Origin of the sequence: Hymenobacter sp. 15J16-1T3B (genome assembly GCF_020711235.1) — a bacterium.
In the GTDB taxonomy this organism is placed as follows: domain Bacteria; phylum Bacteroidota; class Bacteroidia; order Cytophagales; family Hymenobacteraceae; genus Solirubrum.
The window spans coordinates 325133-347017 of the sequence record NZ_JAJFAV010000002.1; the positions used below are offsets into that span (position 1 = coordinate 325133).

Genomic DNA, 21885 nt, shown 5'->3' on the forward strand with positions numbered 1-21885 from the left:
TACGCATGCGGCAGGTGCTAGGGTTGAGCCGGGCGGCTGGCGTGCCCGAGTACGCCGCCGGGCCGGTACAGCCGCGCCCCCCGGGCCAGCAGCGGCTGGTTTTCGGGCAAATCGAGCGTCAGGATGGGTTTGGCGCCCACCGCATCGGTGCGCAGCAGCCGGTCGAGGTTGCCGCCGGGCGCCAGGTAGGGCACGAAGAACTGATCGGCCAGGTCGGCAATGAGCAGGTTGCGGATGTCGGCCGTGTCCTGGGTCACGACGTGTACCCCCGGTTCAAACGGAGTGACGAACAGCAGGCGCCCGGCGGCAATGTCGGCCTCGTACTCGAAGCGGGTACCGGGCTGAATTCCCCGGCCCAGGGCGTAAATCACCGGTTGCCACTCGCCCTGCAGCAGGTAGCGTAGCACGGCTTGTTCCAGGCGCGAGTGAAAGCCCGACAGCACGCAGTGCCCGCGGTAGCGCTGCTCCATGGCCCACAAAAACGTGAGCCGCTCAATGGCCGGCGGGTAGTCGCGGGAGCAGAAAAACGCGGTTTTCGGGAGCTTGAACAGGGCTTTGTTGCCCAACGTGTACAGCTCGTCGGAATGAATGCGCATGGAAGAGCGAAAAGCCGGAGGAATATACGCGGCCTCGGGCCCGGGTGCTCCCCGCAGCCAAAAAAAACGCCCCGCAGCGCGGGCTGCGGGGCGTTCAGCATCAGAGCAATTCGCCTAGAACGTGCGGCGGAACCAGCCCTTGATGTCGTCGATGGTTTCGCCGGTTTTTTCTTGCAGGCGGCCGAACCACTCGTCCTGGCGGCCTTCGTCGTAGGTCAGGTCGTCGTCGGTGAGCTGGCCCCACTTCTGCTTGGCCTGGCCTTTGATTTCGTTCCAGTTGCTGCGGGCGCGCAGCTCGGTCGAGTCGTCGAGGTTATTGCGGTTGATATCCATGATTGACAGGTGTTTTGGGGTGGGGAAAGAATGTAGTTGGTGTACGGCATGGTCGAGCTAGGGGTTGCTCCGCCGTCTGCCACCCCACCGTCGGGCCCTTAGCTGAAGCCCCCGCTCAACGCCACTGCTACGGCCACGATGAGGCCGGCAAACGCAACGGTGGCGCCGATGCCCCAGCCCAGAATGGCTTTGCCCAGCTTTTTGTTGCTGGCTTGCAGCTTGTAGCCTTGGCGGTAATTCGGGTCGCGCAGCAACTCGGGCTGCGGCGCGCTGGCCTGCAGCTTGTCGGGGCGCGGGCCCGCCAAGCCCATGCCCAGGGCCCCGCCCAAAGTGCCCGCAAACCCCAGCGGCCCGCCCGATATCGAGGCCACCGGGCTGGCGACGCCCATGCCCAGCCCGCCCCAGAATACGCCCCGGGCCGGGCGGTAATGCTTCTTGGCATCGGCCCGGCCCCGTTGCCGCCGCTCCACGTCCGACAGCCCTTGAAGCGCCGTCAGCGTCGTATCGGGGGCCGCCGCCACCGCCGAGTCGGGGGCCGGCAGGGCAAGAGCCGGCGCGAGGGTGTCGGGCAGGGCGGTAGCCAGGGCAGTCGGGGTAGCCACTAGCGTGTCGGCCACGGTTTGGGCATCGGCCAGCAGGGGTAGGCCAAGGAGCAGGAGGAGCGGGAGAAAGGAACGCATAAAGAGAGGGGAAGAATATCGTCGGCAAGCTAGAATTGGCCGCGCGGTTGCTGCCGCCGAATTAGCCTGGCATCTGACTTTACGGATAGAGGAAGATTCGCCTCTTTTCGTTGTATGGCTCACATTTTTATGTGGCGCCGGGGACATCAGCTTTTTTAGCATACACTTGCATTCGGTGGGTCACAATGCCGTAGTTTGGCAGTGTCATGGACGACCTACGCACCACCCTCGCCACCTTCTCGCCCGACGACCGGAAGGAATTCCTGCGCTTTCTGCAGCGCCAGCGCCGCAAAGAGAAAGGCCGCAAAGACGCCCAGCTTTGCGAATTGCTCTGGCACAAGCAGGAGTACAGCACGGCCGAGCTGCTGGCCAAGCTCTACCCGCCCGACGAGCCCAACGCCACCGCGTACTACGCCCTGCGCAAGCGCCTGCTGCGCCAAGTCACCGACTTCCTCCTCCTGAAGCAGCGCGACCAGGACCTGACGGCCGCCAGCACCGTGCGCGGGCAGCTTAGCCTCGCGCAGTACCTCTTCGATGCGGGCATTCCGCGCCTGGCCTGGGCTACCCTGCGCAAGGCTGAGAAGCTGGCCGCGCAAAACGAGCAGTACGAGCTGCTCAACACGGTGTACAACCTGCAGATCGAGCACGCCCACGGGGAGCACGCCGAACCGCTGGACGACATCATTCGGCGACGCAACCGCAACAAACCCGCGGCCGAGGAAGAGGAGCGCGCCGCCATTGCCTACAGCCTGATGCGCGCCCGTCTGCGCCAGGCCCGCACCCAGGGGCGCCACCACGGCCCGGTCGGCGGGGTGGTGCCCTTCGACCAGATTATGAATGACATCCTGCGCGAGTACGACCTGCAGGATGCCTTCGGCCGCCGCCCCTCCCTGCTCTACCGCCTGCTCTCCATTGCCCGCTCGGCCATGCTCGTGCGCCGCGACTTTGCTTCTTTCGAGCCCTTCGTGCGCCGTTGCTACCACTTGATGGAAAAGCGCCACGGTTTCCAGCCCGCCCACCGCGAGTACCAGCTCGGCCTGCTCTACATGATTGCGCACGCGCTCTACCGCAACCGCCGCTTCCCCGAGTCGGTGGAGTACCTGCAGCAGCTGCGCGGCCTGATCGAAAACGGCCCGCGCAGCCACTACAACGAGTTTTACCCCAAGTATATCTTCCTGCTGGCCGCCAACCTGGCCTTTTTGCGCCGCAACGCCGAAAGCATTCAGCTGCTGGAAGAACTGCTGCGCACCCAGGCCCTCAACCCGCGCGACCAGCTCACCGCCCGCCTCGGCCTGGGCTTCCATTACTTCGCCGAAGGCCAGTACCAGCGCACGGCCCACACGCTGCTCACCATCGGCCGCTCCGACCACTGGTGCGAGGAAACCATGGGCGTGGAGTGGCTGCTCAACAAAAACCTGGGCGAGCTGCTGACCCAGCTGGAAATGGGCAACCCCGACGTGGCCACCCACCGCCTGCGCGCCGTGGAACGCTTCGTGCGTGACCGGTTCGGGCCCGACGGCGGCGCCTACCGCTACGTGCTGAGCTACCTGGCCTTGGTGCGCGACATCCTCGACGACCCCAAAGCCGCCAGCCGGCCGGCGTTTGCCGCCCGCGTGGCCGAAATGCCCCGCTTCCTGCCCCTGGAGCGCGAAGACCTGCAGGCCATGAGCTTCTACGCCTGGCTGCGCGCCCGCATGATGGGCCGCCCCTACTACGATGTGCTGATGGAACTGACCGCCGCGCAGCCGGTGGCCCCACCCGCCCCGGTATCGGCTTAATGAAAAAGCCCGCTCCTGAGCTCAGGAGCGGGCTTTTTAGGGCCGGTAAGCCGCAAATTACTTCTTGGGCGTCTCTTCCACCACGCCGTTGGCGGGCTGGTTTTTCACCACGGCCGTGTCGCCCTTCTCGGGAGTAGCCATTTCGTTGGCGCCTTCTTTCATGTCGGCGGCGGCGTTGTCGGCGGCACCTTCCACGGCGTTGCCGGCGGCTTCGGTGTTGGCAGCGGCGTCGTTAGCAGCGCTTTCAGCGGTAGCTTCGGCGTTGTCCTGGGTTTTCTCGCTGCACGAGGTGGTAGCGAAAGCGGCAAAAGCGGCTACAAACAGCAGGGATTTGAAAGTCATTTTCATGGTCGTAGGTTGTTTTGGTGGATGCTATGGCCCTTTATACCAAGTAGCGCCGAAGGTAACCCACGTGCCCAACGGCTACCGACCGCGGCGCGTACAAGACCGGCATTGTTGCCGCCTCCGCTTTCCATGCTTACCCTGCTCCGCTTTCTGCTCACGACCACCGCGCTATTGGCGCTGACGGCCCGCGCCGCCTCCGCCCAGGCCGACGACGGCTTCCTGCGCCGCAACGGCGCCACTTACCTCGTGCGGCACGGGCAGCTGCGCCCGCTCACCCAGGAAGTGCATTTGCCCAACGGCCGCTCCGTCACCCCCGACGGCTTTGTGCTCCGGTCCGACGGCGGCCGCACCCAGCTCGCCGAGGGCCAGGGCTGCGACCTGCGCGGTAATCCCGTCGGGAGCCGGCAGCAGCCCGACGGCACCTGGGCACTGGCGGCCCCAGCCGCCCGCCCGGTAGCCCGGGGCCCCCACGCCGGGCCCGCGCGCCACATGCCACCGGGGCAGCTGAAAAAATGGTGGAAGCAGTTTGGTAAAAAGCACGGCCGCAAGCACGACGACTAGCGTCCGGCAGCTCTATTGCGTTACCTCCGCCCCGTCGGTGTCGATGACGAAGCGGCGGCCATTTTGCTGCACCTGCGCGCGGTTGTCGGCGAAGTCGGACGCCTGCTCGTAGCGGCCAAACGGCTCGGGGCCCCGGGTGCTGTCGGCCAGGTGCTCGGGCGTGATAAAGGTGTAGGCGCCGCCGGTGCGTACGCGGGCCAGCCCGTTGCGGAAAGGGTAGGCTTCCTGAAACACTCGCGGGTGCGCCGGCACCCCGGCGCCGGGGCCGCTGATGTAGTACCAGCCGCGGCGGTCGAGCACCGGCGCGTAGCCCTCGGCGAAGTCGTAGGCGTTGAAGAAATAGTAGTTGAACTCCTGCCCGTCCGCGTCGACGAAGGTGTATAGGTCGCCGATGCGCACCCGGGCGTAGCCGCCGGCGTAGTTGTTCATGGCGTCGTAAGCGGGCGGCACCACTTCCTGCCCTTCCATGTCCACCGCCCCAAATGCCCCGTCGCGCTCCACCACCGCCCGCTCGTCCTGGAATGGCTGCACCGAGGCGTACTCGGCTTTTATCACCGGTTCGCCGCGGCGGGCAAAACCCCAGCGGCCCTGCGCCTGAAACGGCTCCGGCGCCGGGCCTTTGAACACCTGCGTACCCAGCCACAGCATCAGCCCCAGGCCAAAAATGCCGCCCAGCGCCAGCCACAGCCAGTGGTCGGTGGCCGGCAGGCGCTGCCGCAACGGGGCCGCCAGCGCGGCAGCGGCGCGGCGGGTGTGTGTTAGCCCAACCCGCAGACGCTGCGCCAGCGGCGGCACCGAAGCCGCAGACGCTGCGCTGGAACGCGGCAAGGCCCCTGCCGCGCCCGGAGGAATGGAAGCTGCTGCCCGAGCCGGTGGGGCATGTTCCGCGCCGGTTACCGGCGCCGCTTGGGCCGGCCGCTCCCCCGGCGCCGCGGCCGCACCTGCGGACGGCGCAACTGGGGTGGCCAAGGGTTCGGTCGGGGTCTGGGCCGGAGCTGCCGGAGGAGCCTGCAGACGCAGAAGCAGTTGCTCCAACGCGGTGATTTTCGCGTCCAAATCCTGATTGCGGCGCTGCCACTCGGCGCGGGCGGCCTGCAGGCTGGATTCTTCGGCGGCTTTGGCGCGGTTTTCGGCGGCCAGGCGGGCCTGCAGCTCGGCCGCGTGCGGGGCGGCTTGTTGCTGGGCCCGGGCCAACTCGGCGCGCAACTGCGTTAAGCTTTGTTCGCGGGCGGCCTCGCGCGCTTCAATGGCACGCAGCTGCTCGGTGAGCTGGCGTTGCAAGGCTGCCTGCTGCTCTTCCAGCTGGTGTTTTTGGTCTTCGCTGCGGGCCGCTAGGGCGTACGTGTCGGGCGGTAGCTCGTCCACGTCCTCGGCCCCGAGCCAGCGCCACAGTTGCCGGGCCGTGTTTTGCACCACCGAGCCCAGCGTGGCCGACGGCTCGGTGACGGCATTGGCCTGGGGGGCTGCAAGGGCGGCGGGCAAGGCGGTGGCCAGCTGCTGAATATCGGCCGCCGTCAGCTCGATTTCGGGGGTGGCCAGCTGGGCCAGGCGGCGGGGCAGGCGGGTCAGCTCGGGCAGCAGCTGCAGCTGCCGGGCTTCGGGCGCCGCGGCCATGCTGGCCTCCACATCGGCACCGAAGCGCAGGGGGCCGTCGGTAAGCCACAGGCCCGTCACGAAGCGCGAATTGACGGATTCGGGCGGCAGCAGGGGCTCCAGCAGGGCCAGCAGGGCTGGCTGCAGCTGCGCGAAGTCCTGGTAGGGATTCAACGCACCGCTAGCTAGGGTCAGCGGGTTGCCGTTGAGCTGCCAAGGGTGCTCGGCAAACGAGGGCATGCGCAACTCACCACCCGCGCCGGGGTGCAGCAGCAGCAACGTCAGGCTGTGCGGCCGCACCAGCACCGCGTCGGCCGAGCGGCCGCCGGGCAGCGGCAGCGGACCGGCCAGCAGGGCGGGGGCGTCGGCGGGCAAGCCGGTGCCCAAGATGCGGCGGACGGTTTCGAACAGCTGTTGGCGGGCCGGATCGGGAAAAGGGGCGGGCTGAAAAACGTGCAGCATCAAGCAGCGGGAAGGCAGGGCGGGGCGGCGGAATAGGAGAAACGCAGTCGGACGGCGGCTGCCCTCAACTTTTTGGATTCAGGCAAAGTATACGCAAGCAACCGCTGCCCTTGTTCAGTCTTCCTTTTTCGCCCCTCACCATGGATTCTTTAACGCCCACCCCCGCCCACACGCCCGAGTTTCAACTGCCGATGGAAGTCACTGATGGCCAGCAGTCGGCACTGATCGACGACACGCTGGCCCTGCTGGGGGAAGGCGTACCCACGGCGGCCAATCAATACGGGCTGACCGAAATTGACCGGTGGGCCGAGGTGCTGCGCGCCAGCGAAAAGCCGGGCCTGGCCAAAATCATCAAGGAGCTGCAGCACTTGCGCGAGCAGCTCACCGGCTCGGACGCCGACCCGCACGCCGTGGCCGAAACCCTGGCCACGCTGGGGGCTGAAACCAGCAAAGTGGCCGACGAAGCCTCCGCCGGCTACGGCCCGCCGCTGGCTCAGCTCGGCAAGCTGCTCATCAAGTTGGGCTCTTCGCTCTCGCGCTAGCCAACCCGCCGGCCCGTTTGCCGGTTATACGCGGCCCGTCGCCCCGAACTCCGGTTCGGCTGCGGCGGGCCGCGTATTTTTGCACCTTATGGCAGCCACTCCTTCGCCCGACCTCACCCTCTACGACCCTTTCGCCCGCATGCAGCTGCTGGCCCCGGCCTGCTTTCTGTGCGGTGCGCCCGTCGACCCGGCCCGCGACAACGTGCCGGTTTTTGCGCCCTGGCTGACGGAGCGCTACGGCTTGGCCGACCGGGAAATCCGCCTGCTTGACCAGAGCACCAGCACTTTCCGGGAGCTGACGATTCCGTGCTGCCCGCGCTGCCACCAGCAGCACGTGAATGCGCTGGAAAGCCGCGTGGAAGCCGCTACCGCTGCCGACCCCGCCGGCCTGCGCCAGCTCGACGAACAAACCTTGTTCTTGTGGCTGGGCAAAATGTTCTACGGCATTTTCGTGGGCGAACTGGCCCGGGAACAAGAGCCGCTGATCAAGCCGCGCTACCCGCTGGCCGAAAACCGCACGCTGTTCAGCCGCTTCCGCTCGTTTTTCCAGGTGCTGCAGGCCCTGCGCGTGCCCATGCAGTACGACGACTTTGTGCCCGGCTCCATGTTTATCCTCGACGTGGAGCTAGGGCCCGACGAGCCCGACTTCGCCTACGAAGACGACCTGGCCACCATGGTGTTCAGCATCCGCCTGGGCCGCGTGGCCGTCATCGGCTGCCTGCTCGACAACGACATGCTGCGCCACGTGATGGAGCGCGTGTACCACGACGCGCAGGCCCGCCCCCTGCACCCGGTGCAGTTGGCCGAGTTTAAAGCCCGGGTGTACTACGGTGCCTACCTGCTCAGCGCCATTCCGGAGTACTTTCCGCGCCCCGTCAAGCCCGGCGACGACGTGCTGGTTATGGATACCTTCCTCGACGACGTGACCGGCTCGGTGTTCAACCCCTGGGACAACATGGCCTACGCCCAAACGCTGGAAGAGCTGTGGCTGCCCTGGAAAATAGAGCTGCGCACCATCTTGCAGAACCCGCGCGAGCCGCTGAGCTACCTCTACGACGCCGACGGGCAGCCGCGTACGCTCACCGCCTTTCCGGCCTAACTGCGCCCCGGCGCAACGAGTCACGGGCCTACCCGCGCAGCAAGTTGCCGCGCCGGTAGGCCCGTAGCGTGCCGGTTCGCCAGAAGGCGGGGCCAGGCAATGCGGAAGCTGGTCGGGCTGCTAGCCCGGCAAAAAATCCCAGAAAAAGCGGATACGCTTAACCGGCCTGCCACTCCGGCTGCGGAGCGGGGCGGGGCGGAACCGGCGTCAGGCGCACGTTGTGCCACATATCGGACAGGTGCGCTTCTTTAGCTCCCACGAGCACGTCGAAGCAGTGCTTGTGGCGCCGGGCCATGGTATCATGGATAATGTAGATGCCGTCGAGCTGGGGCGAAATGCCACTAACCCGCACGGAGTCACCGTAATCAAAGGGGCCGCCCCAGTGCTTCAGCAGGTCGCGCGAAAGGGCGGCCCAGCGGCTTTTGTGCGTTTGATGGGGCGAAATACGGGAGTTGTCGGCCGTGACGAACGGTTCGTCATCGGTTTGGCCGACCACGGCCATGTAAACCGTGGCCGTTACGCGGTAAGTCGGTAGCTTTTTGGGTGGATGATAAGCTACCGCAGGAGCTGGCGCGGGAGTCACTGCGGCCACACGCGGCGCCAAGTGCGCGGTGGGCAAGTGCCGGGGAACGGAAGGAGTGGGGGCGGGAAGGAAAAGGTAAAGCAGAAAAAGCGCTATAGACATGACGTTTGGGTTCGTGCACGCCCACTTTCACCTGGGGCGGTTAAGGTCCGGCCGTCACGCGGTCGGGAAATCATATGATTGAAGGAGGCCCGTATGGCCTGACTTACCGGGTTCGGAGTTGGTCAAGGTAAATAATGGCTAAGTTTTAAACAATATTTTTTATAGTATTAATTATATAAATGCGGTTTTAGACTAGCTAGGGGCCAAAAAGAAGTGGTTAAACGGCCGAGTTCAGGAAAGGTTAGTGACGAGCTGCCCGCCCGCTGATGCGGAAAGCCACTACCATCAAACGCGAGGCTGTAACCAGCGTAGTAAGGGACGCCGTTGGGCTGCGGAAGCCAGCGCCAAGGCTTTTCTACCCAACCCAAAACACCGCTTGCTATGCGATGCTTCGTTACCAACACCCAGGCTGCCTTGCTGCCCATGCTACTCGCGGCGGCACTGGCCGGCTGCAACTCCGGGGCCGACAAAGGTACGACAACCAATTTAAATGCGCCGGCCGACTCGGCGGCCGCCACTGCCGCGGCCCCCAGCGCCCCGGCTGATTCGCCCTTGCAACTCGTTGGCGAACTGCGCGAACCGCAGTTTGTGGGCGTGGCCGTGCTGCCCGATCAGCGCGTGCTCCTCGTCTCGCCGCGCTGGGATTACAACCCCGTCAACCCCATTGCCATCCTCGGGTCCGACAACTCCGTGCAGCCCTACCCGGATGCCAAATGGTGCACGTGGAACGACTCGGTGCGCACCGAACCCGAGAAGCACTGGATCAGCCCCCAGGCGGCCACCGTCGACCGCAGCGGCATGCTTTGGGTGCTCGATCCGGCCGCGCCGGGCCTGAAGTACACCGTGCCCGGCGGGCCGAAGCTGGTCAAAATCGACCCCAAGACCAACCAAGTGGTGCAAACCATTCGCTTTGATCAATCGGTGGCTCCGCGCAAGTCCTACCTCAACGACGTGCGCATCGACCTCGACAACAACTACGCCTACATCACCGAATCCAGCCAGGGCGGCTTGGTAGTGGTCGATTTAAAGACGCAAAAGGCTCGGCGCGTCCTCACCAACCACCCGTCGGTGAAGGCCGAGGATATCAAGCTGAACGTGGAGGGCAACCCCATGCTCGACCCCATGGGCAAGCCTGCCAAGCTGCATTCCGACGGCATTGCCCTTAGCCGCGACAACAAGCACCTCTACTACCACGCCGTCACGGGGTACACGCTCTACCGCATTCCAACGGCAGCCTTGCGCAACGCTGCGCTCAGTGACGCGCAGCTCGGCGCGCAGGTGGAAAACCTGGGCAAGACTCCAGCCTGCGACGGGCTGGAAATTGATGCCAACAACAACGTCTACATCACGGCCATTGAGCAGAATGCCGTGGTGCGCCGCACGCCCGATGGCAAAATCGAGACGCTGGCCAAAGATCCGCGCCTGCAGTGGCCGGATACCTACTTTCTAACCCCGGATAACACCTTATACGTTACTGCTTCGGCCATTCACAAGACGCCGACTTGGAATAAGGGGGTAGGCAAGCAAAACCAGCCGTACCGCTTGTTTAAAATGGCCCTGCCCAAATAACCGCAGCACGACCGCGGCTCAACAACGGCCCGCCCAACTTTGGGCGGGCCGTTGTCGTTAGCTAAAATTCTTTTATTGCGAATTCTGTCAGCGAGGGAAGGTTGTCGACAATTGGAATTGTTGGGCTAAGGTGTTGTGTGTTGAATAACAGATTTATTCGTGTATGCGAATGTAGATTTGTGCTTGGTTGAATACGCCTTACATTTGCTTTCCCACCATAGCCGTTTACATGGACGCATACTCCTATATCGCCAACGCGCATGGCGACTACATCGACCAGCTGTACCAGGACTACAAGGCCGACCCGGAATCGGTAGACTTCGGCTGGCGCAAGTTTTTCGAAGGTTTCGACTTCTCGCAGACCTACCCGGAAGAAGGTGCCGAGCAAGCCACCGGCACCGGCGTGCTGACCAAATCGGCCTCCACGCTGGGTTCTACCGCCATTGCGCCCTCCGACTCGGTTTCGGCCGACAAGGAAACGGCGGTGCGCAACCTCATTCACGCCTACCGTAGCCGCGGCCACCTAGTGGCCCGCACCAACCCTGTGCGCGAGCGGAAAGACCGGCAGGCGCGGCTCAACCTCTCGGACTTCGGCCTGAGCGACGCTGACCTCGACACGACGTTCAAAAACGGTGAACTGCTGGGCCTCGGCAGCGGCGCTAAGCTGCGCGACATTATCGACGCGCTGCAGAAGATTTACACTCGAACCATCGGCTTCGAGTATATGTACATCCGCGACCCGCAGGTGCTCGACTGGTTTCGCACCAAAGTGGAGCAGGACTCGCTGAGCTTCAACCCCGGCGTAGAGTACAAGAAGCGCATCCTGAGCAAGCTCAACGAGGCGGTGGTATTCGAAAACTTCTTGCACACGAAGTTTTTGGGCCAGAAGCGCTTCTCGCTGGAAGGCGGCGAAACGACCATTCCCGCGCTAGACGCCATCATTCAGAAGGGCGCCGAGCTGGGTGTGGAGGAAGTCATGATCGGTATGGCCCACCGCGGCCGTCTGAACGTGCTGGCCAACATCATGGGCAAAACCTACGAGCAGATCTTCTCGGAATTCGAGGGAACGGCCGTACCGGACCTGACCATGGGCGACGGCGACGTGAAATACCACATGGGCTATTCGTCGGAAGTGGACGCGGCCGGTGGCAAGAAAGTAAACCTGAAGCTGGCCCCGAACCCCTCCCACCTGGAGGCGGTGAACCCGGTGGTGGAAGGCTTCGTGCGCGCCAAACTGGACCACCAGTACGGCGGCGACTACAAGAAAATCCTGCCCATCCTGATTCACGGCGACGCCGCCGTGGCCGGCCAGGGCATTGGCTACGAAGTGACGCAGATGTCGCAGCTGGAAGGCTACAAGACCGGCGGCACCCTGCACTTCGTGATTAACAACCAGGTGGGCTTCACCACCGACTTCGAGGACGCCCGCTCGTCGATTTACTCGACCGACTTGGCGAAGATCATCGACGCGCCGGTGGTGCACGTGAACGGCGACGACCCCGAGGCCGTCGTGTTTGCGGTGCAGCTGGCAACCGAGTACCGCCAGCAGTTCCACGCCGATATCTTTATTGATATGGTGTGCTACCGCCGCCACGGCCACAACGAGTCGGACGAGCCGAAATTCACCCAGCCGGCGCTCTACAACATCATTTCGAAGCACCAGAACCCGCGCGAGGTGTACAACGCGACGCTGGTGCAGCGCGGCGACGTGGACAAGGAACTGGCCAACCAGATGGACCGCGAGTTCCGCGACCTGCTGCAGGCCCGCCTCGACCTGGTGAAGCAACAGCCGCTGCCCTACAAGTACCAGCCGCTGGAAAATGAGTGGCGCAGCCTGCGCCGCGCCACGGCCGAGGACTTCAACAAGTCGCCGGAAACGGGCGTGAGCGAGGAAGTGGTGCAGAAAGTGGCCAAAGCCCTGACCACCATTCCGGAAGGGTTCAAGCCCATCAAGCAGATCGAGAACCTGCTGAAGGAGCGCAACAAGATGTTCTTCGAGACGCGGGTGCTCAACTGGGCCGCCGGCGAGCAGCTGGCCTACGGCTCGCTGCTGCTCGAAAACCACATCGTGCGCGTCAGCGGGCAGGACGTTCAGCGCGGCACTTTCTCGCACCGCCACGCCGTCTTGCACGACGCCGTTACCTCGGCGCCCTACACGCCGCTCAACCACATCGAGGGCGGGCAGCCGGAGGAGCTGCGCATCTACAACTCGCTGCTGAGCGAGTACGCGGTGCTCGGCTTTGAATTCGGCTATGCCATGGCCAACCCCACGGCGCTGGTTATCTGGGAAGCCCAGTTCGGTGACTTCGCCAACGGCGCCCAGACGATGATTGACCAGTTCATTTCCTCGTCGGAAAGTAAGTGGCAGCGCATGAACGGCCTGGTGATGCAGCTGCCCCACGGCTACGAAGGCCAGGGCCCGGAGCACTCCAACGCCCGTCCTGAGCGTTTCCTGCAGCTCTCGGCCGAGCTGAACATGGTGGTGGCCAACATTACCACGCCGGCCAACTTCTTCCACCTGCTGCGTCGTCAGCTGGTGTGGAATTTCCGCAAGCCCTGCGTGGTCATGTCGCCCAAGTCGCTGCTGCGCCACCCGTTGTGCGTGTCGCCGGTGGAGGAATTCACTTCCGGCACCTTCCGCGAAGTACTCGGCGACACTTACGCCGAGGCCAAGAAAGTGAAGCGCGTACTGCTGTGCTCGGGCAAGGTGTACTTCGACCTGCTCGAAGAGCAAACCAAGTCGGAGCGCAAGGACGTGGCCATCGTGCGCCTGGAACAACTGCACCCCTTCCCGCAGGTGCAGCTGGCCGAGGAACTGAAGAAGTACCCCAAAGCCGAGCTGATCTGGGTGCAGGAAGAGCCCGAAAACATGGGCTACTGGAACTACATGCTGCGCTTCATGCGCCGCGAGCTGAACGACGTGGTGGCGCGCAAGCCCTCCGCCTCGCCCGCTACCGGCTACAACAAAGTGCACGTGCAGGAGCAGAAGAACATCGTGGCCCGTGCCTTCGAACTGCCCCAAGCCGCCGTGGCCGACAAGAACATCAAAGCCACGGCCGAAACGGCCAAGAAAGACGTACCGGACTAGTGGCCTACCCGTAGCGCGGGCCTCTGGCTCGTGCTACGGGCGCCATTCCGCTTCCGCTTTCTAACTTCCCACCATCGACATCATTCCCACCAGCTAGTACATGGCTCTGGAAATCAAAATACCCGCCGTCGGCGAATCCATCACCGAAGTCACCATCGCCAAGTGGCTCAAGAAAGACGGCGAGGCCGTAAAGCGCGACGAAGTCATTGCCGAACTGGAATCGGACAAGGCCACGTTTGAGTTGCCCGCTGAGGGCGACGGTACGCTGAAAATCCGCGTGGCCGAGGGCGAGACCATCGGCATCGGCACCGTCATTGCCGAAATCAGCGGCGACGGCGCAGCGGCTTCGGCTCCTGCCGCTGCCCCGGCAGCTGCTTCGGCTACGCAAGCCGACCCGGTGAATGCCGGTGAGCAAAACCCCAAGGCCAGCGACCAAGCTGGCTACGGCGGCACGCCCGCCGGTGGTGCTGCCTCGGGCACGCCGCCGACTGCGGCTGCTCCGGCGGCCGGCGGCAGCGGCGCAACCAAGGAAATGAAGATTCCGGCCGTGGGCGAGTCCATCACCGAAGTGACGGTGGCCAAGTGGCTGAAGCCTGACGGCGCCACGGTGGCCCAAGACGAGGTTATTGCCGAGCTGGAATCGGACAAGGCCACGTTTGAGCTGCCCTCCGAAGCAGCCGGCGTGCTGCGCCACGTGGCCAAGGAAGGTGAAACCATCGGCATCGGCGCCGTCATTGCCCGCATCGAAGGCGCGGGTGCTGGCGCTCCGGCAGCTGCTCCCGCGGCAGCTCCGGCCCAGGCCGCGGCTGCTGCACCGGCTGCTCAAGCAGCTACCAGCAGCTCGAACACCTACGCTTCGGGCACGCCCTCGCCGGCGGCCGGCAAAATTCTCGACGAGAAAGGCATCAATGCTGCCGGTGTGCAGGGTTCGGGCCGCGACGGGCGCATTACCAAGGAAGACGCGCTGAAGGCGCAGCCGCAAGCTGCTACGCCGGCTGCTCAGCCCGCCGCCGCTCCGGCCGCGTCGGCGCCGCAAGCGGCCCCGGCCGTAGCCGGCGGCAACCGCAACCAGCGCCGGGAGCGGATGTCCAACCTGCGCAAGACGGTGGCCCGCCGCCTCGTGTCGGTGAAGAACGAAACGGCCATGCTCACCACCTTCAACGAGGTGAACATGCAGCCCATCATGGACCTGCGCAACAAGTTCAAGGACAAGTTCAAGGAGAAGAAGGGCGTGGGCCTCGGCTTCATGTCGTTCTTCACCAAGGCCGTGTGCGTGGCCCTGCAGGAGTGGCCGGCCGTGAATGCGCAGATCGACGGCACCGACATCGTGTACAACGACTTCTGCGACATCAGCATCGCCGTATCGGCCCCGAAAGGGCTGGTGGTGCCGGTGATTCGCAACGCCGAGCAGCTGTCGTTCGACGGCATCGAGAAGGAAATCGTGCGCCTCGCCGGCTTGGCCCGCGACAACAAGCTGACCATCGAGCAGATGACCGGCGGCACGTTTACCATCACCAACGGCGGCATCTTCGGCTCGATGATGAGCACCCCGATCATCAACGCCCCGCAGTCGGCCATCCTAGGCATGCACAACATCGTGCAGCGTCCCGTGGCCGAAAACGGGCAGGTGGTCATCCGCCCGATGATGTATTTGGCCCTGAGCTACGACCACCGCATCATCGATGGCCGCGAGTCGGTATCGTTCCTGGTGCGCGTGAAGGAGCTGCTAGAAGACCCGACCCGCCTGCTGCTGGGCGTGTAAGCCCACTGGCGTAAGCATGACAACGGCCCCGTTCTCGCAGGAGAGCGGGGCCGTTTGCGTTTGGGCCTGAGGGAAAAGCCTCCACCGGCAGCTTGCCCCCGTCCGATTTTGGGAAGGGAACAATCCGTATTTCTACCGTTCTGGGAATACGGATCCGTAGCCGGGCGGGCGCAAAAGACAAGTTGCGTGATTTTTTAAGAATTAAACCAGGGGTAAGGCTCAGGTTATCAGTCAAGTTGTGATTACGGAAGCGGCGGGTTGGCACGAGCCCCCGGGCGCGGCCGCAAAATTGTATACCGCCGGGCGTCAGCAAGCATTCTACGAATTGAGGCGGAGCGCTGACTGCCACCTACCCACCCTTATGCAGAGTCGAGGGCCGCACCGACCAACTGGCCTGCGCCCGACTCCCGACGTCACCTATTGATGAGACAAGTACCCTCCCTCGCGCCCGCCAACTGCCAGGATTGCCCGCGCCGGCAGCAGTCGTTGCTGGGTTGCTGCCAACTAGCCGAGCTGAATCTGGTGTCGACCACCAAAACCTTTCAGACCTACCAGAAAGGGCAGGTTATTTTCCGCGAAGGCAGCCGGCTCAGCAGCCTCTACTGCATTTTCGAAGGCAAGGTGAAGATGACCAAAACCGGCGGCGACGGCAAAGCCCAGATCATGCGCTTCACCCGGGAAGGCGACACCATGGGTTTCCGGGCCCTGATGAGCGACGCGCCCTACGCCTGCTCGGCCGTGGCCCTGGAGGACTGCGTGGTGTGCATGGTGCCCCGCACCGATGTACTGAGCTTGATGGAGCAGAACACGCAGTTTACCCGTGCCCTGCTGCGCCACCTCACCGAGTCGCTCAACGACACCGAAACCCGCATGCTGCACATGACCTACAAGCCCGTGCGCGAGCGGCTGGCCGGGGCGCTGTTGCTGCTGCACCGCACCTTCTGCCTCGACTCCGGCAACTGCGCTATTCCCATCTCGCGCGAGGACTTGGCCTCGCTGATCGGCACGGCCACCGAAACCGCCAGCCGTTTGGTGTCGGAGTTCAAGGAGGAGGGGCTGATTGCGACCAAAGGCAGCAAAATCACCATCCTGAACGCGGCCACGCTCACGCAGATTTCGACGCAGTACGACTGACAGGCCCGCATGAGCTAGGCCGCTGCTTAGATGCTTCTGATAATCAACGCCAACGGGCGCTCCGGCAACGGGGCGCCCGTTGGCGTTTAGGTAAACCCGCCAAGTACGTAAGTAGGACTATTCAGGATTCATGAACAGGTGATTTTTGATGAGAATCAAAAACGAAATTGACCGCGGTCATTTTTTTAGGCGGCCGTTTAGAGGAGTTTTGTAAAAGCAAATCGGCTGATTGATAGGTGGTTCGAGCCGGGTGTAATGCTCGCTTGCGGCAAAGGAGCGCAGCCAGCGCCGCAAGCAGCTACCCGGCAACCATCAGTTGTTTAAGCTTGAATAAATAGGATTTGCAAAAGAGTATTTCGAAAACCTCACATAAACACAACGCCCACCAACATGGCTTACTCCGTCAACAACCCCGCCGGTAAAATTGTCCAGAACGTCATCGACGAGCTGCCCACCCTAATGGCCATTGCCGTGGTGGACGTGACCTCCGGCATGTCGCTGGCCTCGCACACCAACTCGCCCAACATCAACCCCGACACCGCCGCGGCCTACAACACCGAAGTGGTGAAGCAGAAGCAGAAGGCCATGTCGGCCCTGAAGCTGACCGGCGAGAATATCGAGGACATCCTCATCACGCTCTCGAACCAGCTGCACCTGATCAAGCTGAACAACGCGGGCAACAAGTTTATCTACTTGGTGGTGAACCAGCGCGACACCAACTTGGCCATTGCCCGCGAAGTGCTGCGCAGCCACTCCTCGGCCCTCAACTAATACCCGCCGCGGCCGCCGGTGCCTGCGCAGGGCCGGCGGCGCGCCGTGGCCCGCTCCGAATACCTTTTTTCTGCCTCTACCAGCTCACATAACTGCCGCCCGCCAGCGGCGACGCTCGGGTAGTCTGCGGTGGCTGACGCGTCAGCCGTGGCGGGCTACCCGGTGGCGCGTGCCCGGCGGGCCGGCGCCCCGAATGACCGCCCCGCCCGGGGCCGAACACGAGGCTGCATGAATATTCCTTTTCTCCAGAAGCTAACCGGTCCTGCGCTGCACCAAGTGGTGGGGGCGGGCCCTGCCAGCGCCGAGCGCAGCGCCGCCGAAGGCGTGCTGCACCGGGTGTTGGCCGGCTTGCCCGAGGTGCTGGCCGCCGCGGTGGTGCGCATCGAGGGCGGGCAGCTGCTGGCCAGCTACACCACCGCCCGCGAACTGAACCCCGGCAAGGTGGCCGGCTTCAACGCCGAGGTGGTGCGGCAGCAGCGGCAGGCCCTGGCCGCACTGGGCCAGCCCGACGAGGCGCTGGAAGACATTCTCATTACGCTGCGCACCCAGCTGCACCTGCTGCGCGTGCTGGCCGACGGCCGGCGCGTGCTCTACGTGGCCGTGGACTGCCGCGACACCAACCTGGGCATTGCCCGCGACGTGCTGCGCACCTGCGAAGCCTGAGCTACCCGGCGGCGGGTGGAGCGGGAGCACAGGGCGGGCGCGGCCGTCAGATCCTGTATTCTACCCTTTCTCCATTCCAATTTCTCGCATGAGACTAACCGCTTCTCCTTTTGATCCGCAAACGGGCGAACTGCTGCCCGTGTACCGCGACGCTTACCTGCGCGGTGATTTGAGCCCGGCGTCGGCCCGCGCCGTGGAGGCCTACCTGCGCCGCGACGCCGACCAGGCCCACGACACGCTCACCCGCTGGCACCAAATTCAACCCGAGGCCGAAGTGGCCGCGCCGGGCTGGGTACGCCGCCAGATTCAGCACATTCAGGCCGAGCCGGTGCGCTTCCGCCGCCGCGCCGCCGGGCTGGTGACCTGCGCCGCCCTGGTGGGCGGGATGGTGTTTGCCGGCACCACCCTGCCGAACCGCACCCTGCCGACCGAGAACCTGCCCACCGCCGACAACCTCGAGCTGCTGGCTCCGGCCACTGCCGACGCTGCCAGCGCCATTCGGATGGTGACGGTGAAGGGCCGCATCCTGGGCCAGGATGGCCAGCCCTTGGTGGGCGCTACCGTGCTGCAGAAGGGCACGCGCTTCGGCGTGAGCACCGATGCCTCGGGGGCGTACACTATGCGCGTGCCGGCCGGCCAGCAGACGCTGGTGTACGGCTACGGCGGCTACCACGACCAGGAACTGCAGGTGCAGAACGCGGCCCCGGCCAACGTAACCCTGTCGCCCCGCGCCAAGCAGCGCCGCTGGTTTCTTTTCTAGCCCGCTGCGACGCGCCCGGGCCTAACGCTTACTCCGTGAAACCCAAGTCGTATCGTAAGAAAACTGCTACCAAACATGCCCGGGCGGCCGCCCTGCAAGCGGAGGCCAGCGCCGGTGAGGTAGTGCAGCGCGTGCTCAACGCGTTGCCCGAGCTGCTGGCCGTGGCCGTGGTTGATGCCCGCTCGGGCACCAGCCTGGCCGCCCACTCCAACGCCGCCAACATTGCCCCGGCCACCGCTGCGGCCTTCAACGCGGAAGTGGTGCGCCAAAAGCAAAAGGCCCTGACCGCGCTCAACCTCATCGACGAGCACATCGAGGACATCCTGATTTCGTTGTCGAATCAGCTGCACCTGATGCGCTTGGCCGACGGCGGGCGCAAGTTCATCTACCTCGCCGTCAGCGCCCACGATACCAACCTGGCCGCGGCTCGGGAGGTGCTGCGGGTGCAGGCCGCCACTCTCTGACCTCAAGGCGCGGCCTCCAACACGCCGCGCCATCCTTTTCCTGTGTGGGTAGCCCCGCTGCCCGATTAGCGCCGACGACGCGCCCACCTCCGGATTTGGGTAGACCGGCGGCTGGGCGCGTCGTTTTGGCGTTGGCGAGGACGTAGCTTTGCGCGTGCTCCAAATTGAATCCAACAACGGTTTCTCCAAATTCGGCTGCTACCTGCTGGCCGGCTTGTGTGGCTTGTGCGGTTTGTTGATGCTACGGCAGCACAATTTTCACCAGCAGCCGGGCCAGGGCTGGCTGTATCTGCTGCTAATAGTGCTCGTCGGCGTAGTGCCGCCGCTAGTCTGCGCTTCCGCGCTGAAGCGCTACCGGCTAAGTATCGACCACGAAATGCTGCTGCTGGAGTTGCTGCCTGCTACCGTGCTGGCGCAGCAGCCCATGCAAACGTTGCAGCGTTGGGAGGTGAGCAAGCCCGGCAGAGGGTACAGCGTGGGGGAAATACTGACCTTGGGGTTCCGCCAGGGCGACCCGGTGCGCATTTATTCCGCCGAATACGGGGATTTCAGCCAACTCGTAAGCTTTCTGCAAAGCCATTACCCTGCGAAAAAATCCCGCGCCTAAACGCGCTACTTGGCCAGTACTGGGCTGCCGCACGGAAAGAGTCCTAATACGCCTGGCCGTGGGTCTGCTTCAGGATGAAATCCGTGAGGAAGGGTAGGCGCCGCAGCACCTGAATGCCGGCGGTGGTGAGCTGGGGCTGACCGAATACCTGGTGAATCAGCCGGCCGGCGGTGATGCGCACACTCAGCAGCTGCCGCCAGGCCCGGGTGTACTGCTCTTCCAGCGCGGCGCGCGAGATGCGGCCGTTCAGGAACTCGAGCAGCAGCGGGTGCAGCAAAAAACCGGCGTTCATGCCCATGCTCATGCCGTTGCCGCAGAGCGGGGCAATGGTGCCGGCCGCGTCGCCGAGCATGAGCACGTGGTTGTCGACGGTGGACCGCTCGCGGAAGGTTATCTGCGAAATGACCAAGGGGGGGAAGTCCGAGCGTTGGGCCGCCTGCAGGTAGGGGCGCAGCAGCGGGTTGCGCATGAGCACCTGCCGCTCCATTTCGGCAATGCTGTTGCCGTGGGCGCGCAGGTTGCGCAGGTCGCTGATGTAGCTGCAGTTGGTGAGCCCGCCGGGCACCGGCGAGAGGCCGCAGTAACCGTCCTTGAAGTTGTGCATTTCCACCGTGGCCTCGGGAAAGTAATCGAGCTGCAGGTGGTACTTCACGGCCACGAACTGCCGGCCCTGCCGGCTTTCGGCCAGGTACGGCCGCTTCAGCTTGCCGTCGAGGTTGGCGTGCTTGCCCCAGGCCCCGCACACGGTGCGGGCCCGGTAGGTGGCGCCGCCGGCCACGGTTACGGTGAATTCGTCGTCGGCAAAGGCCACGTCGGTGACCTTGCTGCCCTGGCGGATGGTGGCGCCGTGCCGGGCAGCCAGCCCGACCAGCAGCGGGTCGAACGAGTAGTGCGTGATGCCTACGCCGCCGATGTCGAGCGGGTGGTGCAGGGCCACGCCGCTGGGCGACGAGACGGTGAAGCGCGTCATCACCGGCAGATTCAGCTCGGCCAGCGGCACGCCGAGGCGCTCCAGGAAGGCGTAGTTTTCCATCGAAATGTACTCGCCGCACACCCGGTGGAAGGGGTAGGTTTCCTTCTCGAACAGCACCACCCGCCGGCCCGCCTGCGCCAGCTGAATGGCCAGCGTCAGCCCCGCCACGCCCCCGCCGACGATGGCGCAGTCGTATGCCTCACGTGACTCCTCCGGGACCAGCCCCCTCTCCGAAAAAGAAGAGGGGGAGCCTGACGTGTTGGGTTGAGTGGTATTGATGGGGCGTTGTGCCATTCGGATTGAGGGGCTGGTTATAAGTAATTGAGGCCTTCTGGGCGTCACACTGAGCTTGTCGAAGCCTCTCTACCGCTTCGTTACTCTGGCTAGGTCGTCATGTCGAGCTTGTCGAGACATCTCGCGGGCTGATAGCTGATAGGAATTTGACTATCAGACGAAGCGGTAGAGAGGCTTCGACAAGCTCAGCGTGACGTTCTTTTCCGTGTTTGCGCTCAAGCAGCCTGCGCTTTGCGGGCCCGCAGGGCGCGCACGGCAAACAGCACCCCGGCGGCCAGCAGGCTGGTGTAGGCGGTGGCGTTGAGCCACTGGGGCACTTTCATGCCGTTTTCTTTGATGACGGTGGTAGCAGCCGTTTCGTCCTTGGGCGCAATCTGGCGGTTGATATCGGCGTAGCCGCGCGTCACGTGCACCAGCGCCCCGACCAGCGGCAACAGGCCCAGGTACGCGGCGCGGGGCATTTTTTCGCTGCGGTAGAGGTAGGCGAAGGAACCCAGCACTACCGCGCCGGTGCCCACCACGGCCGTCTGGGCTAGGCGCAGGCTGCGGTGCAGGCCCAGGGCTACCACCATCGTTTCGATGCCCGCGGCCCGGTCCTCGGTGTAGTCCTCGGCGTTGTTCATCAGGATAACTGCCATTTGGAGCAGGCCGTAGGCGGCGGCCAGCGTGAGCACCGGCCGGCGCGGGAAGTGCGTGACCAGGCTGCTGGTGTAGGCCATCGGCCCGAAGAAGAGCACCGCCCAGAGCGCGGGCAGCTGCCACAGCCCCCGCGACTTGAAGTGCAGCGGCTTCCACGAGTACTGAAAACCCAGAGCCCAGCCGATAACGGTGAGCGGCACGAACTGCCAGCGGCCGGTGCGCTGCGTGAGCCACAGGCTGATGAGCACCGTGCCGGCCACCGAAGCGCGCATCTGCCAGCGCACGCCCTGCTCGCCCAGCTCGAAAATGGCGTTGGAGAGGTGGCTTTTGTAGATGGCGTCGAGGCGGCGGTCGGCGTAGGCATTCACCAGGTCGCCGAAGTTGAACAGCAGGTAAATGCCGCCCAGGCCCACGTACAGCTCGGGCCGGCGCAGGAAGCCCAGGTCCTCGGCGCTGAGCAGGATGGGAATGGTGAAGATGGGAATTT

The 21885-nt window shown here is 64.3% G+C and carries 21 protein-coding genes; 13 read left to right on the top strand and 8 right to left on the bottom strand.

Annotation, left to right across the window (positions count from 1 at the left end; translation table 11 throughout):
• Positions 1 to 17: 17 nt before the first annotated feature.
• From LJ737_RS04715 to LJ737_RS04725, 3 genes are all read right to left on the bottom strand, one after another.
• Positions 18 to 596 (bottom strand): hypothetical protein, encoded by a 579-nt coding sequence (locus LJ737_RS04715; RefSeq protein ID WP_227763355.1) that lies wholly within the window; start codon positions 594 to 596, stop codon positions 18 to 20.
• 114 nt (positions 597 to 710) lie between these two features.
• The gene (locus LJ737_RS04720; RefSeq protein WP_227763356.1) at positions 711 to 929 is read right to left on the bottom strand and encodes a CsbD family protein; all 219 of its coding nucleotides are present in this window, start codon (positions 927 to 929) and stop codon (positions 711 to 713) included.
• Between the two features lie 98 nt (positions 930 to 1027).
• A complete protein-coding gene (locus LJ737_RS04725) occupies positions 1028 to 1609 on the bottom strand; it encodes a hypothetical protein (protein WP_227763357.1) in 582 nt (193 codons plus the stop codon).
• A 206-nt stretch (positions 1610 to 1815) separates the two neighbouring features.
• On the opposite strand from LJ737_RS04725, the gene LJ737_RS04730 reads away from it, so the two are divergent.
• Positions 1816 to 3387, top strand: coding sequence for a tetratricopeptide repeat protein (locus LJ737_RS04730; protein ID WP_227763358.1), 1572 nt, complete (start codon positions 1816 to 1818; stop codon positions 3385 to 3387).
• Positions 3388 to 3444: 57 nt separating this feature from the next.
• Here the strand turns inward: LJ737_RS04730 and LJ737_RS04735 are convergent, their stop codons facing one another.
• Positions 3445 to 3735, bottom strand: a complete 291-nt coding sequence (locus tag LJ737_RS04735) for a hypothetical protein (RefSeq protein ID WP_227763359.1) — start codon at positions 3733 to 3735, stop codon at positions 3445 to 3447.
• Positions 3736 to 3861: 126 nt separating this feature from the next.
• Here LJ737_RS04735 and LJ737_RS04740 point away from each other — a divergent pair, with 126 nt between their 5' ends.
• On the top strand, positions 3862 to 4293 hold the full coding sequence (locus LJ737_RS04740; protein ID WP_227763360.1) for a DUF6799 domain-containing protein: 432 nt from the start codon (positions 3862 to 3864) through the stop codon (positions 4291 to 4293).
• A gap of 12 nt (positions 4294 to 4305) precedes the next feature.
• Here the strand turns inward: LJ737_RS04740 and LJ737_RS04745 are convergent, their stop codons facing one another.
• Entirely contained in the window at positions 4306 to 6348 is a 2043-nt protein-coding gene (locus LJ737_RS04745) for a WG repeat-containing protein (RefSeq protein WP_227763362.1), read from the bottom strand.
• Positions 6349 to 6488: 140 nt separating this feature from the next.
• Here LJ737_RS04745 and LJ737_RS04750 point away from each other — a divergent pair, with 140 nt between their 5' ends.
• Together LJ737_RS04750 and LJ737_RS04755 are read left to right on the top strand one after the other, a co-directional pair.
• Positions 6489 to 6890, top strand: coding sequence for a hypothetical protein (locus tag LJ737_RS04750; RefSeq protein WP_227763364.1), 402 nt, complete (start codon positions 6489 to 6491; stop codon positions 6888 to 6890).
• An 88-nt stretch (positions 6891 to 6978) separates the two neighbouring features.
• A complete protein-coding gene (locus tag LJ737_RS04755) occupies positions 6979 to 7989 on the top strand; it encodes a hypothetical protein (RefSeq protein ID WP_227763365.1) in 1011 nt (336 codons plus the stop codon).
• 157 nt (positions 7990 to 8146) lie between these two features.
• Here the strand turns inward: LJ737_RS04755 and LJ737_RS04760 are convergent, their stop codons facing one another.
• The gene (locus LJ737_RS04760) at positions 8147 to 8581 is read right to left on the bottom strand and encodes an RlpA-like double-psi beta-barrel domain-containing protein (RefSeq protein ID WP_227763367.1); all 435 of its coding nucleotides are present in this window, start codon (positions 8579 to 8581) and stop codon (positions 8147 to 8149) included.
• 474 nt (positions 8582 to 9055) lie between these two features.
• Here LJ737_RS04760 and LJ737_RS04765 point away from each other — a divergent pair, with 474 nt between their 5' ends.
• The 9 genes from LJ737_RS04765 (at position 9056) to LJ737_RS04805 (ending at position 19492) form a co-directional block, all read left to right on the top strand.
• Entirely contained in the window at positions 9056 to 10243 is a 1188-nt protein-coding gene (locus LJ737_RS04765; RefSeq protein ID WP_227763368.1) for an L-dopachrome tautomerase-related protein, read from the top strand.
• 229 nt (positions 10244 to 10472) lie between these two features.
• Positions 10473 to 13331 (top strand): 2-oxoglutarate dehydrogenase E1 component, encoded by a 2859-nt coding sequence (locus LJ737_RS04770; protein WP_227763369.1) that lies wholly within the window; start codon positions 10473 to 10475, stop codon positions 13329 to 13331.
• Between the two features lie 100 nt (positions 13332 to 13431).
• On the top strand, positions 13432 to 15093 hold the full coding sequence (odhB, locus tag LJ737_RS04775) for a 2-oxoglutarate dehydrogenase complex dihydrolipoyllysine-residue succinyltransferase (protein ID WP_227763370.1): 1662 nt from the start codon (positions 13432 to 13434) through the stop codon (positions 15091 to 15093).
• A gap of 423 nt (positions 15094 to 15516) precedes the next feature.
• Complete coding sequence (locus LJ737_RS04780; protein WP_227763371.1) at positions 15517 to 16227, top strand: Crp/Fnr family transcriptional regulator; 711 nt, start codon at positions 15517 to 15519, stop codon at positions 16225 to 16227.
• Positions 16228 to 16617: 390 nt separating this feature from the next.
• Entirely contained in the window at positions 16618 to 16998 is a 381-nt protein-coding gene (locus LJ737_RS04785) for a hypothetical protein (protein WP_227763372.1), read from the top strand.
• Positions 16999 to 17226: 228 nt separating this feature from the next.
• Positions 17227 to 17661 (top strand): hypothetical protein, encoded by a 435-nt coding sequence (locus LJ737_RS04790; protein WP_227763374.1) that lies wholly within the window; start codon positions 17227 to 17229, stop codon positions 17659 to 17661.
• An 88-nt stretch (positions 17662 to 17749) separates the two neighbouring features.
• A complete protein-coding gene (locus LJ737_RS04795; protein ID WP_227763375.1) occupies positions 17750 to 18421 on the top strand; it encodes a carboxypeptidase-like regulatory domain-containing protein in 672 nt (223 codons plus the stop codon).
• A 35-nt stretch (positions 18422 to 18456) separates the two neighbouring features.
• Entirely contained in the window at positions 18457 to 18885 is a 429-nt protein-coding gene (locus LJ737_RS04800) for a hypothetical protein (RefSeq protein WP_227763376.1), read from the top strand.
• A 148-nt stretch (positions 18886 to 19033) separates the two neighbouring features.
• A complete protein-coding gene (locus tag LJ737_RS04805; RefSeq protein ID WP_227763377.1) occupies positions 19034 to 19492 on the top strand; it encodes a hypothetical protein in 459 nt (152 codons plus the stop codon).
• Positions 19493 to 19535: 43 nt separating this feature from the next.
• Here the strand turns inward: LJ737_RS04805 and LJ737_RS04810 are convergent, their stop codons facing one another.
• Both LJ737_RS04810 and LJ737_RS27250 read right to left on the bottom strand, forming a co-directional pair.
• Positions 19536 to 20759: an NAD(P)/FAD-dependent oxidoreductase gene (locus tag LJ737_RS04810; RefSeq protein ID WP_227763378.1), complete on the bottom strand. Its 1224-nt coding sequence runs from the start codon at positions 20757 to 20759 to the stop codon at positions 19536 to 19538.
• A 215-nt stretch (positions 20760 to 20974) separates the two neighbouring features.
• Positions 20975 to 21811 (bottom strand): prenyltransferase, encoded by an 837-nt coding sequence (locus LJ737_RS27250; RefSeq protein WP_410779943.1) that lies wholly within the window; start codon positions 21809 to 21811, stop codon positions 20975 to 20977.
• Positions 21812 to 21885: the final 74 nt, after the last annotated feature.